Source organism: Pseudomonas sp. IT-P171 (genome assembly GCF_949767765.1).
Classification (GTDB): domain Bacteria; phylum Pseudomonadota; class Gammaproteobacteria; order Pseudomonadales; family Pseudomonadaceae; genus Aquipseudomonas; species Aquipseudomonas fluorescens_B.
This window is the reverse complement of record NZ_CATKQN010000007.1, coordinates 36,435-51,883: the sequence shown is the minus strand read 5'-3', so window position 1 is coordinate 51,883 and position 15,449 is coordinate 36,435. Positions and strand designations below refer to the sequence as shown.

General features: G+C 58.9%; 14 protein-coding genes. 3 read left to right on the top strand and 11 right to left on the bottom strand.

What is annotated here, in order from left to right; translation table 11 throughout:
* Positions 1–122: 122 nt before the first annotated feature.
* From kdpB to kdpF, 3 genes are read right to left on the bottom strand one after another with little or no spacing between them, the layout of a single operon-like run.
* Positions 123–2,180, bottom strand: a complete 2,058-nt coding sequence (kdpB, locus tag ACM6I5_RS05995) for a potassium-transporting ATPase subunit KdpB (RefSeq protein ID WP_017337335.1) — start codon at positions 2,178–2,180, stop codon at positions 123–125.
* 10 nt (positions 2,181–2,190) lie between these two features.
* Complete coding sequence (gene kdpA / locus ACM6I5_RS05990; protein ID WP_414883405.1) at positions 2,191–3,885, bottom strand: potassium-transporting ATPase subunit KdpA; 1,695 nt, start codon at positions 3,883–3,885, stop codon at positions 2,191–2,193.
* Positions 3,886–3,893: 8 nt separating this feature from the next.
* Positions 3,894–3,983: a K(+)-transporting ATPase subunit F gene (kdpF, locus tag ACM6I5_RS05985; protein ID WP_007899818.1), complete on the bottom strand. Its 90-nt coding sequence runs from the start codon at positions 3,981–3,983 to the stop codon at positions 3,894–3,896.
* 404 nt (positions 3,984–4,387) lie between these two features.
* On the opposite strand from kdpF, the gene eat reads away from it, so the two are divergent.
* On the top strand, positions 4,388–5,752 hold the full coding sequence (gene eat, locus ACM6I5_RS05980) for an ethanolamine permease (RefSeq protein WP_414883404.1): 1,365 nt from the start codon (positions 4,388–4,390) through the stop codon (positions 5,750–5,752).
* 125 nt (positions 5,753–5,877) lie between these two features.
* Complete coding sequence (locus ACM6I5_RS05975) at positions 5,878–6,045, top strand: DUF2897 family protein (protein WP_017337332.1); 168 nt, start codon at positions 5,878–5,880, stop codon at positions 6,043–6,045.
* Positions 6,046–6,171: 126 nt separating this feature from the next.
* Here ACM6I5_RS05975 and ACM6I5_RS05970 read toward each other — a convergent pair whose 3' ends face one another.
* The gene (locus ACM6I5_RS05970; protein WP_414883403.1) at positions 6,172–7,023 is read right to left on the bottom strand and encodes an urea carboxylase-associated family protein; all 852 of its coding nucleotides are present in this window, start codon (positions 7,021–7,023) and stop codon (positions 6,172–6,174) included.
* 15 nt (positions 7,024–7,038) lie between these two features.
* Positions 7,039–7,692, bottom strand: a complete 654-nt coding sequence (locus ACM6I5_RS05965; protein WP_017337330.1) for a GntR family transcriptional regulator — start codon at positions 7,690–7,692, stop codon at positions 7,039–7,041.
* Between the two features lie 176 nt (positions 7,693–7,868).
* Between ACM6I5_RS05965 and ACM6I5_RS05960 the strand changes: the two genes are divergently transcribed.
* The gene (locus ACM6I5_RS05960) at positions 7,869–8,426 is read left to right on the top strand and encodes a TetR/AcrR family transcriptional regulator (RefSeq protein ID WP_017337329.1); all 558 of its coding nucleotides are present in this window, start codon (positions 7,869–7,871) and stop codon (positions 8,424–8,426) included.
* On the opposite strand, the gene fabF is transcribed toward ACM6I5_RS05960, so the two are convergent.
* The 6 genes from fabF to ACM6I5_RS05930 form a co-directional block, all read right to left on the bottom strand.
* Positions 8,423–9,697 carry a beta-ketoacyl-ACP synthase II gene (gene fabF, locus ACM6I5_RS05955; protein ID WP_414883402.1) on the bottom strand — a complete coding sequence of 425 codons (1,275 nt, stop codon included), beginning with the start codon at positions 9,695–9,697 and terminating at the stop codon, positions 8,423–8,425. The genes ACM6I5_RS05960 and fabF overlap by 4 nt on opposite strands.
* A 31-nt stretch (positions 9,698–9,728) precedes the next feature.
* Positions 9,729–10,523: an SDR family NAD(P)-dependent oxidoreductase gene (locus ACM6I5_RS05950; RefSeq protein WP_414883401.1), complete on the bottom strand. Its 795-nt coding sequence runs from the start codon at positions 10,521–10,523 to the stop codon at positions 9,729–9,731.
* A 202-nt stretch (positions 10,524–10,725) separates the two neighbouring features.
* Positions 10,726–11,061: a ComEA family DNA-binding protein gene (locus ACM6I5_RS05945; RefSeq protein ID WP_198132698.1), complete on the bottom strand. Its 336-nt coding sequence runs from the start codon at positions 11,059–11,061 to the stop codon at positions 10,726–10,728.
* Between the two features lie 112 nt (positions 11,062–11,173).
* Positions 11,174–13,168: a polysaccharide biosynthesis protein gene (locus ACM6I5_RS05940; protein WP_414883400.1), complete on the bottom strand. Its 1,995-nt coding sequence runs from the start codon at positions 13,166–13,168 to the stop codon at positions 11,174–11,176.
* Positions 13,169–13,269: 101 nt separating this feature from the next.
* Positions 13,270–14,307 (bottom strand): MraY family glycosyltransferase, encoded by a 1,038-nt coding sequence (locus ACM6I5_RS05935; protein ID WP_414883399.1) that lies wholly within the window; start codon positions 14,305–14,307, stop codon positions 13,270–13,272.
* A complete protein-coding gene (locus tag ACM6I5_RS05930; RefSeq protein ID WP_414883398.1) occupies positions 14,304–15,275 on the bottom strand; it encodes a UDP-glucose 4-epimerase family protein in 972 nt (323 codons plus the stop codon). Before ACM6I5_RS05930 ends, ACM6I5_RS05935 begins: the two co-directional genes overlap by 4 nt.
* Positions 15,276–15,449 lie beyond the last annotated feature (174 nt).

Genomic DNA, 15,449 nt, shown 5'->3' with positions numbered 1-15,449 from the left:
GACTGCGAAGCAGCCCCACCCGGACACAGTGTTTATTCAGGTACACCGCATCGGCTGGTTTTACGACTGCTGCGCAGTCGAGCGGGAGCAAGCTCCCTCGCCACAAAGGCCAACGCTAACCATCAAACCAGATGCAACGCCGTCAACAGCATGTCGATCGCCTTGATGCCCACGAACGGCACCAGAATCCCGCCCAGTCCATAGATCAGCAGATTGCGACGCAGCAACGCCGCCGCACTCGCCGCCTGCACCCGCACACCGCGCAGCGCCAGTGGAATCAGCACCACGATGATCAAGGCGTTGAACACAATGGCCGACAGAATCGCGCTCTGCGGACTGCTCAGATGCATGACGTTCAGCACGCCCAATTGCGGGTAGATCGAGGCGAACAGCGCCGGCAGGATCGCAAAGTATTTGGCCACGTCGTTGGCGATGGAAAAGGTCGTCAGCGCACCACGGGTCACCAACAATTCCTTGCCGATCTGCACCACGTCCAGCAACTTGGTCGGATCGCTGTCGAGGTCAACCATGTTCGCCGCCTCGCGTGCGGCTTGCGTACCATCGTTCATCGCCATGCCGACGTCTGCCTGGGCCAGGGCCGGGGCGTCGTTGGCACCGTCGCCGCACATCGCGACCAGGCGCCCGTCGTTCTGCTCGTGACGAATACGCGCCAGTTTTTTCTCCGGCGTGGCTTCGGCCAGTACGTCGTCGACGCCCGCTTCAGCCGCAATGGCTGCTGCGGTCAGCGGGTTGTCGCCGGTCACCATGACGGTGCGAATCCCCAATTTGCGCAGCTCGGCAAAACGTTCGCGGATGCCGGGCTTGACCACGTCCTTGAGGTGAATCGCACCGAGCAACTTACCGTCGACGCAGACCAGCAACGGCGTGCCGCCGCTCTGGGCAATCTTGTCGATTTCACGGGACAGGGCCGGGGCGAGATCAGCGCGTTTCAGGCCGACGAACGCCAGCAACGAATCCACTGCGCCTTTGCGATACACGCGGCCCTGATAGTCAACGCCGGACAGGCGGGTTTCAGCACTGAACGGTACGGCGGTCAACAGCTCGGTGCTCGGCTCAGGCTGCGGATGCAGGCCCCGCAAGTACTCGACGATGGATTTACCTTCCGCCGTGTCATCGGCCAGCGAGGCGAACAGCGCGCCCTCGGCCAGTTCCCGGGCGTTCACACCTGGCGCGGCATAAACCGCGGTGCAACGACGGTTACCGAAGGTGATGGTGCCGGTCTTGTCCAGCAGCAGGACATGCACGTCCCCCGCCGCTTCCACGGCGCGGCCGGATTTGGCGATCACGTTCAGGCGCACCAGACGGTCCATACCGGCGATACCGATGGCCGAGAGCAAACCGCCGATGGTGGTCGGAATCAGCGTGACCAATAACGCCACCAGGAACACCAGCGGCAGGCTGCCGTTGGCAAAGTGGGCGAACGGTTGCAGGGTGACGACCACGAGCAGGAAGATCAGGGTCAGGCCGATCAACAGGATGTCGAGCGCCACTTCGTTCGGGGTTTTCTGGCGTTTGGCGCCTTCGACCAGCGCGATCATGCGGTCCAGTGTCGACTCGCCAGGGTTGGCAGTGATGCGCACCAGCAGCCAGTCAGACACCAGGCGAGTGTTGCCGGTGACGGCGGAACGGTCGCCGCCGGATTCACGGATCACCGGCGCGGATTCACCAGTGATCGCCGCTTCGTTGACCGCCGCGATGCCTTCGATGACTTCGCCGTCACCGGGGATCATTTCCCCGGCTTCGACGCGCACCACATCACCCTTGCGCAGGCTGGTGGCCGGCACTACCTGAAAGGCGCCGTTGCTGGTTTTGCGGCGTGCGCTCAAGCCTTCGCTGCCAGCCTTGAGGCTGTCGGCGCGGGCCTTGCCGCGACCTTCGGCCAGGGCTTCGGCAAAGTTGGCGAAGAGCACGGTGAACCACAGCCACAGCGCGATTTGCGCGGCGACGAAAGTGGGCACGGCGCTGTCGGGAATAAAGCACAAAACGGTGGTCAGCACGGCGGTCAGTTCGACCACCAGCATCACCGGCGCACGCTGCAATTGCCGTGGGTCGAGCTTGACGAAGGCTTGCACCAGCGCCGGGCGCCAGAGGGCCGAGATCGCGGTTTTCGGTTGTTCCGGCGCCTTCACGGCAGCGGGTTTGGTTGCGGGCATATTCATCATTGACTCCTTAGAAGCCCATGCTCAGATGTTCAGCGATTGGGCCCAACGCCAGGGTCGGCAGAAAGGTCAGGCCGCCCACCAGCAAAATGGTCACGGTCAACAGGGTCACGAACAGCGGACCGTGGGTCGGGAAGCTGTTCTGGCCAATCGGTGCGGTTTTCTTCATCGCCAGGCTGCCGGCCAAGGCCAGTACCGGGAGGATGTAACCGAAGCGACCGATCAACATGCCAAGTCCGAGCATCAGGTTGTGGAACGGTGTGTTGGCGCCGAAACCGCCGAACGCCGAACCGTTGTTCGCGCCGGCCGAGGTATAGGCATAGAGCAACTGGCTGAAACCGTGGGGGCCGGGGTTGGTTACCGAGGCCACCGGACCTGGCAGGCTGGCGGCAATCGCACTGAGTACCAGCACACCGACCGGCATCACCAGCAAAGTCACCACCAGCAGTTGCACTTCCTTGGCCTGCAATTTCTTGCCGAGGTATTCCGGAGTACGGCCGATCATCAGGCCGGCGAGGAACACTGCGATCAACACGTTGAGCAACATGCCGTAGAGCCCGGCGCCGACGCCGCCGAAGATCACTTCGCCGACCATCATATTGACCATCGCGACCATGCCGCTCAGCGGATTAAGGCTGTCGTGCATACCGTTGACTGAACCGTTGGACGCGGCGGTGGTGGTCACCGACCACAGCACCGTGGCGGTAGTGCCGAAGCGTGCTTCCTTGCCTTCCAGCGGCGCGGTCTGTTCGACGGCGACGTTGTTCAGGGAAGGGTTCGGCTGGTATTCAGCCCACAGCGAGGTGGCGCCGCCGATCAGGAACAGCGCCAGCATGCAGGCGATGATCGCCCGACTCTGACGCAGGTCCTTCACGTAATGGCCGAAGGTGAACACCAGGGCGGCGGGGATCAGGATGATCGAGGACACTTCGAACAGGTTGCTCCACGCCGTCGGGTTCTCGAACGGGTGCGCCGAGTTGACGCCGAAGAAGCCACCGCCGTTGGTCCCCAGCTGCTTGATCGCAATCTGGCTGGCGGCCGGGCCGAGCGGAATCACCTGATCGACGCCTTGCATCGTCACTGCATTCACGTACTGCGCGAAGGTTTGCGGCACACCCTGCCAGACCAGATACAGCGCCAGCAGCAGGCACAGCGGCAGCAGGCCGTAGAGGGTGGCGCGGGTCATGTCGACCCAGAAATTGCCGAGGGTCTTGGTCGATTTGCGACCGATACCCCGACACAGCGCAACCAGCACAGCGAGCCCGGTGGCGGCGCTGACGAAGTTCTGCACGGTAAGGCCGGCCATCTGAGCCAGGTAGCTCAGCGAGGCTTCGCCGCTGTAGGCCTGCCAGTTGGTGTTGGTCATGAAACTGACGGCGGTGTTGAACGCCAGCGTCCACTCCTGACCCGGCAGGTTTTGCGGGTTGAGCGGCAAGTGGTCCTGGAACAACAGAATCGCGAACAACAGCAAGAAGCCCGCAAGGTTGAAGGCGAGCAAGGCCAGGGTGTATTTCTGCCAGCTCTGTTCGGCCTGCGGATCAACGCCGGCCACCCGATAACAGCCCCGCTCCACCGGTCCCAGGATCGGTGTCAGCCAGGTGCGCTGCCCCTCCATGACCTTGTAGTAGAACCGCCCGAGAAACGGTGCCGGAATCAGCACCACGGCGAAGAAGGCCAGGATCAGCCAATAGTCATAACTGTGCATAGCCGCTCCTAGTTCCGGTCCGCGCGCAACAGCGCAACCAACAGATAAATGAACAGCCCCACTGCCAACAGCAGTGACACCCCGTCCAGAACGCTCATGGAAGTTCTCCGTGTTACGGCGTATTGCCGCGTGTGGAGTCATTGTCGGAACGAAGGCTGTAAAGGAGCGAGATCGAGGGTGTTGGCTGTGCATAAAGAAAGCGTAAAGAGTGGGTTTATGGCGTTGTTACAGCGGTGTTTGGACGAGCTCCATCGCTAGCAGGCTAGCTCCCACAGGGGTTTGATGTTGTTTGGGCCACCGCAGTCCAATGTCGCAGCGAGCCTGCTCGCGATCACGGCAGAACTGGCAACCCTGCCCTCAACTGGCGCACAAAGATGCGTGCATCCAGCAGCAAACATCCCCGATACGACACCTTTTTACGCTTTACGACTGCCATCACAACACTGGCACGCCCACTGCACACGCCCTCCCCGAGCTTTCCAAACCGTTCAGGGAGCAAACGATGAACACACAACTCAAACCCACGCTGGGCACGCTGCACCTGTGGGGCATTGCGGTCGGGCTGGTGATTTCCGGTGAGTATTTCGGCTGGAGTTACGGCTGGGGCGTGGCCGGGACACTGGGATTTCTGGTGACCTCCTTCATGGTCGCCACCATGTACACCTGCTTCATCTTCAGCTTCACCGAGCTGACCACCGCGATTCCTCATGCAGGCGGTCCCTTTGCCTACAGCCGCCGCGCCTTTGGCGAGAAAGGCGGATTGATCGCCGGGCTGGCGACGCTGATCGAATTCGTCTTCGCCCCACCGGCCATTGCTCTGGCGATCGGCGCGTATCTGAACGTGCAATTCCCGGCACTTGATCCGAAGCACGCGGCAGTCGGCGCGTACATTGTTTTCATGGGCCTGAACATCCTCGGCGTGAAACTGGCAGCGACGTTCGAGCTGGTGGTCTGCGTCCTGGCAGTCGCCGAGTTGCTGGTGTTCATGGGCGTGGTGGCGCCGGCGTTCAGTTTCAGCAACTTTGCGCTGAATGGCTGGGCCGGTTCCGATGTGTTCGGCGCACCGGCGATTGCCGGGATGTTTGCGGCGATTCCATTCGCGATCTGGTTCTTCCTCGCCATCGAAGGCGCCGCCATGGCCGCCGAAGAAGCCAAGGACCCGAAACGCACGATTCCGAAGGCGTATATCAGCGGCATTCTGACCCTGGTGCTATTGGCCATGGGCGTGATGTTCTTTGCCGGCGGCGTCGGCGACTGGCGCACCCTGTCGAACATCAACGATCCGTTGCCGCAAGCGATGAAAACCGTGGTCGGCGAAAGCTCCGGCTGGTCACGCATGCTGGTGTGGATCGGCCTGTTCGGTCTGGTCGCGAGTTTCCACGGGATCATCCTCGGCTACTCGCGGCAGTTCTTCGCCCTCGCCCGCGCCGGTTATCTGCCGGCGTCGCTGGCCAAACTCTCGCGCTTCCAGACGCCACACCGGGCCATCATCGCCGGCGGTGTCATCGGCATCGCCGCGATCTACAGCGACGGCTTGATCAACCTGGGCGGCATGACGCTGACGGCGGCGATGATCACCATGGCGGTGTTCGGCGCGATCGTGATGTACATCATGAGCATGCTCAGCCTGTTCAAACTGCGTAAAACCGAACCGAACCTGGAGCGCACATTCCGCGCGCCGTGCTACCCGTTGGTGCCGTTCATTGCGTTGGTGCTGGCGGTGGTGTGCCTGGTGGCGATGGCCTGGTTCAACACCCTGATCGGGTTGATCTTCCTCGGCTTCATGGCGGTGGGTTTCGTGTACTTCATGCTGACGGCACAGCTGCGGGCGGATGCGCCGGCGGATGCGATGCTGACCGGGCTCTGAATCGCAGCAGGTGTTGCGGGCAGATCAGGCATAGAATGGAACCACTGCGAAAATGAATCGCTCAAAGTGGTATGCACGACCGGTTGGCAAAACCCGCCAATCGGCCTGCCCTCAAGGAGAGCCCTATGCCCTGGTATGCCTGGTTGATTCTGGTCGTTGCAATCGGCTCGATTGTGGGTGGTTTGATGATGCTGCGCGACACCGCCAACAAAGTCGAACTCACCGACGAGCAACGCAAGCGAGTCGCTGAACGTAATGCGCAAGCGGACGCCAAGGATGCGCAGGACCGCTGACATATAACTGTGGCGAGGGAGCTTGCTCCCGTTGGGTCGCGTAGCGGCCCTCGATGTCCCTCGCACTTTTTTTTGCGCCCGCTGCGCGGTCGAGCGGGAGCAAGCTCCCTCGCCACAACAGCGCTGTTACTTTTCCCAATCGGCCTTGGCGATGTGCAAGCCATGCAGCCCTTTGTAGGCCGCACGCTCCGGTTGGCTCCAGCCTTCCAGCAACGAATTCTCTAACCTATAGATCTCTACTCCAAGCGGGCGACACACGCTGAGCGGGTCCTGCGCATCCGGCCCCCACATCGCCAGCGACAGATCGCCGCCCGGACAGGTCGACAGCGCACACAGCAAATCAATCTCCGCGAAAAACTCCAGGTAATCGCCCTTCTGCGCCGGACAGGCTTTCATGAAATACATGTCGTCGTGGTTGAGGCCCGTGCACTGGAAAATGTTCAACACGTCATGCACGTCGAATTCGGTCAGGCCATGGGGCAAAACGGCGCGGGTCAGGTTCGAGTGGCAGTGGTGATGGAAGTCTTCGCCGGTGAGCATTTTGTTCACGTAGGGGTCGCAGCGAGTGCCGAGCAAGTCGTGCAGGCGACCGCCATGTTCGTCGATGCCGTAACCGGCCAGGCTGTCATCGGTGATGGTCACCAGCGGCCGTAAAAAAGGCAGGTTCGACCAGAGCCGGTCATGGGTGCTGACGTGCGCGCCCTGCAACTGGCGGGTTCGCGCCGCCCACAAGCGTTCACGCGGATCATTGGCATTCCAGACGTTGAAATCACCTACTTGCGGACCGACCGGCGTCGTCACGCGAAACACGTGCCCGGCCGGGACGTTCCAGGCGCGACCGGTGCGGATCGGCACTTCAAACTGCTCGATCAGCGTGCGCCCCTCCTTCGAATCCCGGATCTTCTCGTAAAAGGCTTTGTCCACCTGCAACGCCGAGCCTTTGCTCACTTGATAAGCCGCCGGATAGTCTTTGTACATGGCACGAATCCTCGATCAGTGATGGGAGTTTGGAGCAAGCATTTGCAACAGGAGCTGTTCGGAGTCATCGAGATAAAGGCTCATGGCATCTCCGGCAGCGCGCTTGTCGCCTTCGGCGAGCAGCTCATGGATCTGCCGGTCGCGCGCCAGCCAGGGCGCCTGGAACCTCGATTCATCGGGCGCGGTGCAAAACACCAGGCGCAGTTGCGCGACGACATTGGTGAAGAATTCATCGAACAACGGACTGCGCAGCAATCCGACGATATGTTGATGAAACGCCAGGCTGTGAGTGCCGACGGCGCGCCAGTCCTCGCGTTCGCGGGCCAGTTCGGTGGCTTCCAGCGCCTCCAGCATCCGGTCGGACTGATAATCGCGCAGCGGTTGACTCGCGCTGATGGCTTGCAATTCGAGGGTGCGCCGCACGTTGAACAGGTCCCGCACATCCGCAGCCCCCAGCTTGCGCACCATCACGCCTTTGTTGCGCACATAACGGGTCAGACCTTCCTGCCCCAAACGATGCAAGGCTTCGCGAATGGTGTTGCGGGAAGCGTTGTAGGCTGAGACCAGGTCGTTTTCCACCAGCGCCATGCCAGGCAGCAAACGTCCGCCAATGATGTCGGCGCGCAATTCCAATGTGATGTGATCGGCCAGGGACAGTCCGCTGTTCATGCTCATCGCCTCTTGATTGTTCAACAATCGTCAGCGAATGAGTAATCACTATTCGTGCCAGATTATTCAATGCGCTGTGACAGAGTTGGACGCATCTGCATGCTTTTTAGAAGTAGAAGTACAGTCACCATCCCATTTTCATTGGTTAAGATGGCGCATTGTTGCGGAGATTCAAGATGCGTTACTCGCAGGACCATAAAGCCCAGACCCATCAACGCATCATCAAGGAAGCCTCAGCGCGGTTTCGCCGCGACGGTATTGGCGCTACCGGCCTTCAACCTCTGATGAAAGCGCTGGGCCTGACTCACGGTGGCTTCTACTCGCATTTCAAATCCAAGGATGAACTGGTAGAAAAAGCCCTGCAGGCGGCTGGCGAGCAATGTGACGTCACCTGCGCCCAGCTGTTCGCCCAGGAGCATCCGCTGGAGGCGTTCATCGACACCTATCTGTCCGAATGGCACCAGACTTCACCCGATGAAGGGTGTCCGCTGCCAACGATGTCATCGGAACTCGGTTTGCGTGGACAGCCAAGCCCGACCTCGGACGTGGTGCTCAATGCGAGGCTCGAACAAATACAGGGGACGCTTGAAGGCGAGGACGCCGCCGACCAGAGCATCTTTATCATGTCCGCGCTGGTCGGGGCGTTGCTACTGTCACGCAGTGTCGAGAGCCCCGAACTGGCTCAGCGGGTTCTCGACATCACACGCACATTTCTCAAACAACCCCGGGATTAACCCTGCCAGCGTTTGAACAATACGCTGGCATTGACCCCGCCAAAGCCGAAACCGTTGGACAGCGCATATTCGATCGCCATCGGCCGCGCCTTGCCGTGGACGATATCCACACCTTGCGCAGCCGGGTCCGGGTTATCGAAATTGAGCGTGGCCGGCGCGATCTGGTCCCGGATCGCCAACAGCGTGAAGATCGCCTCGATCCCGCCCGCCGCGCCGAGCAAATGGCCGGTGGCCGACTTGGTCGACGTGACCGCTATCTTGTTGTCTGACCCGAACAACGACTTGATCGCCGCCAGTTCCCCCAAATCCCCTACCGGTGTCGAGGTGGCGTGAGCGTTGAGATGCTGTACCTGGTCCGCAGAAATACCCGCCTGAGCCAACGCCAACGACATCGCCCGCCGCGCACCACTGCCATCTTCGGGGCCCGCAGTCAGGTGATAGGCATCGGCACTGGTGCCGTAACCGACCAGTTCCGCCAGCGGTTGCGCGCCACGAGCCAGAGCATGTTCCAGGGATTCGATCACCAGAAGACCTGCGCCCTCACCCATGACGAAGCCATCTCGATCACGGTCGAACGGGCGCGAAGCACGTTCCGGGGTGTCGTTGAAACCGCTGGACAAGGCCCGGGCAGCGGCGAACCCGGCGAGGCTGACCCGATCGATTGCCGCTTCCGCGCCGCCACACACCGCAATATCCGCTTCGCCACAACGAATCAGCCGCGCCGCATCACCAATCGCCTGAACCCCGGCCGCGCACGCCGTTACCGGAGCACCCAGCGGACCTTTGAAACCATGCTGGATCGACACATGGCCCGCGGCCAGGTTGACCAGGAAAGAAGGAATGGTGAATGGCGACAAACGCCGCGGGCCACGGCTGTCCGTGGTGCGCACCGCATCGGCAATTGCGCCGAAACCGCCGACGCCCGAACCGATGATGGTAGCCGTGCGCTCCTGAGCATCGGCGGTTTGCGCCTGCCAACCGGCTTGCTCGATCGCCTGACGCGCCGCTTCCATGACGAACAATATGAACCGGTCCATCTTCTTCTGTTCTTTGGGTGGGGTGGCCCGGTCCGGGTCAAAACCGGCCTCGGCATCATCGGCCAGCGTCGGCACTGCACCGCCGACCTTGGCCGGCAGATCGGCCACGACGTCGTCCGGTAAATTGCGCAAACCGGAACGTCCGGACAACAGGCGTGCCCACACCGCTTCGACACCACTACCCAGCGGCGACACCAGCCCCATGCCCGTTACAACCACTCGACGATCACTCATACCGCAATATCCTCATGCCAATGCTGGCGCTTTATTTGTAACGCGCAGCGGCTTTGCTTTTGGAAAGGTTTGGCGCCATCACGTGTCGCGCCGCAACAAAGGCGTGCCACTCGCTGGCATCCGGCAACGACGGAATGGTGATCAACTCGCCCTGGTCCAGACCCGCTAGAGCCGCGTCGACCATATCCCCTGCGTCCATGACCATGTCATCCGGGATCTGGCTCGCGTCGATACCGGAGCGCTCCCAGATTTCGGTGCGCGTCACGCCAGGCAATACGGCCTGCACCTTGACCCCCGTGCCATCCAGCTCGGCGTTCAACGACTGCGTCAGACTTAACACATAAGCCTTGCTGGCGCTGTAAGTGGCGTTGAAACGCTCGGGGAACAGAGCGACCACCGAGGCGATGTTGATGATTGTGCCCCGGCCCGCCTTGGCGAAACTGGCGGCAGCCGCTGAGGCCAGACGCGTGACTGTCGTAACGTTCAGTTGAATCAGGCGCTCCAGCTGATCCAGATCGGAGTTGGCCAGCAAGCCATCCGCCGCGACACCGGCATTGTTCAGCAAAAGGCTGATACTCGAATCGCTGCGAAGGCGCTGCTCGAGTTTCAGCACATCCTCCTTTTGCGTCAGGTCGGCCTTCAACACTTCGACCTGAGCCCCATGCTCGGCGCGCAACTGGCTCGCCGCTTCTTCCAGCCGCTGCAGATCGCGAGCAACCAACAACAAATCAAAACCACGCGCTGCCAACCGCTCGGCGTAAATCGCACCGATACCGGAAGAAGCACCGGTGACGAGGGCCGTACCTTGGGATTGGGTGGAAGTCATGACTGTGCTCCTGGAAAATGCTTGAGAAAAGGTCAGCGCATGAACGTCAAAGCGCCTCGACGAAAGCAATTTATTACATGCATAATTTAAACACAATATTATAGTCATAATTTTTAGGCAGCGGACGGAACGCGCGGCTTTGCGAACGCCAGAGCGCAAAAGGCCGGTCAATGACCGGCCCCCTTGGCGTTGAATGTTTAGCTTAGTTCACTTCCAGCTTATCGCGATTACGATCCAGAATTGCCTTGCCGATTCCTTTCACTTCGAGCAACTCGTCCACCGAAGCAAACGGCCCATTGATATCACGATACGCAACGATCGCCTGAGCCTTCGCCTCGCCAATTCCGGAGAGTTCCTTTTGCAATGTGGAAGCATCTGCAGCATTGAGATTGATTCTGCCCGATTGTGCTGCTGGAGAAACCTCCATCACCATGGAGGCATTGTTGCTCTCCGGCTTCGCAGCGGGAGCCGCAGTAGCAGCGATCGAGGCAGTGGTCAGAAGGGCAAAAACCAGGGAGTTGAAGTAGCCAGTACGCATAAATGACGCTCCATGACATCGATTGAGAAAGCAGCTTTTCCGAAGCCGCCTTCCAAACTTAGGCGATGTCTGGAGCCTGTCAAAAATGTGTCCGTTACCGGATGTGAAACAATCAGGGTTCGAGGCGACGCTCTTGGTAGATCCAGTCGACTATTTCCCCGTCGGGGCTGTAACCGCTGACAGTTTCACGCAGGAGTTGGCGCACACGGGAGTAATCATCCTGCTCCACGGCAACCAGCAACTCGGTCAACCGCCCCTTGAGCACATCCCATGGCAAATGATCCTCGCTAGCGCTCATGATCATCGGATGCGGCGTTGCCGATACATTGTCGCCAATCAGCAGTTCTTCATAAAGCTTCTCGCCGGGACGCAGGCCCGTAAATTCGATCGAGATGTCGCCCTGAAGATTCTTTTCGGAACGCACACTCAAACCGGAGAGATGGATCATTTTTTCCGCCAGTTCGACGATCTTCACCGGTTCGCCCATGTCGAGCACGAACACATCACCGCCCTGACCCATGGAACCCGCCTGGATTACCAGTTGTGCGGCTTCGGGAATGGTCATGAAATAACGGGTGATTTTCGGATGCGTGACCGTCAACGGTCCGCCAGATTTTATCTGACGGTGAAACAGCGGAATGACTGAACCGGACGAACCCAGCACGTTGCCGAAACGGACCATCGTGAAGCGGGTCTTGTTGACTCGGGAAACATTGGCTTTGTCACCGAACAGCACAGGGGCGATCTCGCGGCTCAAGGCCTGCAGCGTCAATTCGGCAAGACGCTTGGTGCTGCCCATCACGTTCGTGGGACGAACCGCCTTATCGGTGGAGATCAATACAAAGTTCGAAACACCCGCCTGCAAAGCCGTCTGAGCAGTGTTAAGCGTGCCGATGACATTGTTTAGCACACCTTCAGCGATATTGTGCTCAACCATGGGCACATGCTTGTAAGCCGCTGCGTGGTAGACCGTGTCCACGCTCCAGGTCTTCATGACATCCAGGAGTTTGTGTTGGTGGCGGATGGAGCCAAGGATCGGCAGCAATCGAACGCCGACAGACTCCCGACAACCGCGAGTCTCGAGCTCCGACAAAATGCTGTAGAGATTGAACTCACTGTGATCGAACAAAATAAGCGTGGTCGGCCCGAGTACAAAGATCTGGCGACAGAGCTCCGCACCGATCGACCCACCGGCGCCCGTCACCATCACGGTCTTGCCTTTGATGCAGCGCTCCAGCAAGCCCGGCTGCGCCGGCACCGAATCGCGTCCCAGCAAGTCCGCGATATCCACTTCCTGTATGTCTTCGACCTTCACCCGGCCGCTGGCCAGGTCGGTGAAGTTTGGAACGCTACGGATGTGTAGGGGAAAATGCTCCAATAGCGTGAGGATTTCCCTACGGCGTGCGCGGGTCGATGATGGCAGGGCCAGGAGGATTTCCTGCGCGCCGGTTTCGTCGATCATTTGTTGGATATGTTTGGGTTTGTAGACTTGGAGGCCGGCAATCGAACGATCGGCAATGCTGGCATCGTCATCTATAAATGCTACCGGGCGCATGCTCCGGCCCATGCGCAGAGCGGCGACAAGCTGATTGCCGGCTACGCCTGCACCGTAGATTGCAACCTTGGTGAGGCCGTCATCCCGATTGGAAAAGGGTACATGGGCAGCGCCATTGAACCAGTCACCCATGAAGTACTGGCGCATGCACAGCCGCAGGCCTCCAATGATGACAAGGCTGAGCCACCAGTAATTGAAGACAATAGAGCGCGGTACTACGGCTTCGTGATTACTGTACCAATAGACAACGAGCGCCAGAATGAGCGAAGAAAGGCTGACGGCTTTGATAATGGCAATCAGTGCATCATTGCCGAAATAGCGCATGACAGCACGGTACATCCCGAAACGAATGAATAGAGGAATGGCAACAAGAGGCGCGCAAACGAACAGCCAGAAATGGACCCTGAACGGGTTGTACATATCATCGACACCCAGACGTACGATGAACGCCAACCACAGAGCCGCCCAGACCAGAATAATGTCTGTGACCACCTGAATCAGTCGCTTACGACGCCTCGGAAGCCCTAATAAGCGAGCCCTGATCTTAGCCATGAAATCCTCAACCACCTCAGCCTTCTCCCTTTAACCACCGTATCAACGTAGTGGTACGTGGAAGCTTATAGACGCCTACAGCCCACAATAAAATCTAAATCTCAGAAGTTACCGTTTTTTAGCGGCAATGCTTCAAGCTCACCCGCATGGAATTTGATGGCCAGCGCAACCAGCGGAGCATAGGCCAGAACCAAACCCAGACTTGAGTTCAGGCCCCATTGCGTGACACCTAGTGAGATAGGCAACAACCAAAGCAAATTGATCGCACATACGGTCGCTGTAACCGCCAAATGGCTGCCAAACTGACGGGAGGCGAACTGATAGGCGTGACTGCGGTGTGCTTCATAGACTTTGTCACCTCTGAGTAATCGCCGAAACAGGGTGAACGTTGCATCAACAATAAACACGCCAAGCAGAATCAGCCAGCCCCACAGCATATCGGGAGAAATCCCCGCGGCCTGAAGCGAGAGCCCTCCAAGGACTATACCCAGGAATCCACTCCCGGCGTCCCCCATGAAAATCCGGGCAGGCGGGAAATTCCAGAATAAAAAACCGGCCACGGAAACGGCCAGCAACAATGGAATCCAAATCAACTCCGTCGCACCACTCATCCAATACAGCAGACAGGCCCCAAGGCAGACGCAAATCGCCTCGACACTGGCAATGCCATCGATACCATCCATGAAGTTATAGAGGTTGAGCAGCCACACGAGATAAAACGCTGCTAATACATGGCCAAACCACCCAAGGTCGAAACTCTGCCCAAAAAACTCAACGACGGGCAGCCCACCGATCCAGAACAGCAACCAGATCGACGCAACGAAATGCCCCAACAAGCGCCTACGGGCGGCGATGTGGCCGTGGTCATCCATAAATCCGATAATAGCTATGAGAGCGCCTGCGCCGGCTAGTGCGAAGAATATGGATGAAGCGACCAGCCCCTGCGAATACATCCCATACAATGCAATTAGAAACACCACAACAATGGCCACCCCGCCGCCTCTGGGCGTTGGCACAGAGTGCGAACTGCGGGCATTGGGAATATCCATCAAACTGCGAGCCAATGCGTATCGGCGCAGTAATGCTGTGAGAATGAACGATGCAGCGCCTGCTACAAGAAGAAGCCACCAGAAACTCATGCTTGACCGGACTCCAGAAAATGCCGGGCGGTAGAAAGTAACGCCTGGTTCAGCGTCACTGGCGGAGACCAACCCAGTAATCGATAATTTTTCTCGATGTCGACCTGCAGCGAACCCAACAGACGTTGGCTTATCGCACCCTTTCCTGACAGGACCGCCATGCATCGCAAAAGTCCGGGAGGTACCGGTAAAAGCCGAACAGGTCGATCTAAACTGGCTCCCATGCGGCGCAGCAGTCCAGTAGTCGAAACATCCTCACCATCGCTCACCAGGAAAATCTGATTGGCCGCCGCCGGGTGATCCAGACAGACGACGATCAGATCGACCAGATTTTCGATGGACACCAGGCTGCGGCGGTTGTCTATAGCCCCCAAAGGCAAGGGAACTCCCCGGTAAAGCCAGCGCATCATGCTGAGCATGTTGGCTTTTACGCCCGGGCCATAGACAAGGACCGGCCGGATGATCACGACTTCCATGCCAGTGTCGGCAGCGAGCGCGAGCAAACCTTGCTCGGCCTCATGCTTGGAGACGCCGTAAGGATCAATCGGCGCAGGAACGTCATCGGCGGTATAGGGCTTGCCAAAGGGCGTACCTTCACCGTTGACCTTAATGGAGCTGATAAAAACGAAGCGTTTGACACCAGCAACTGCGGCTTGGCGGGCGAGATTCAGGGTGCCATCAACATTAACCTTGCGAAACGCCGTTAGCGGATCGGCGTCCGACTCTCGCATCACATGCACGCGCGCAGCCAAATGAACAACAATTCCGACATCCTTCAACGCAGGTTGCCAGTCTGTTTCCCCGTCAAGTGTTCCTACGGAAACACTACTCACATCTGAAGGAAAACTGCCAGACAAGTGGCGCGTAGAGGCAATCAGCTTATACCGCTGATCCATACAGAGGGTTTTTATCAGGCTCTTCCCTACAAAACCTGAGCCACCTGTCACAAGAACCAACTTAGAACTCATTTCGATACTCTTTAGATACCCACTCGACAGATTTTCTTGGCATCGAAACTTCAAATACTGGAGTAAACGCTCTAAGCAACTTTCAGAAAAGTCGATGACGTGTCAAATATTTTAGATCTTGCCCGGCGCCTCCTGAACGTCCTCACTTCCCAGCATCTTTCGGCGTTGAGCGGG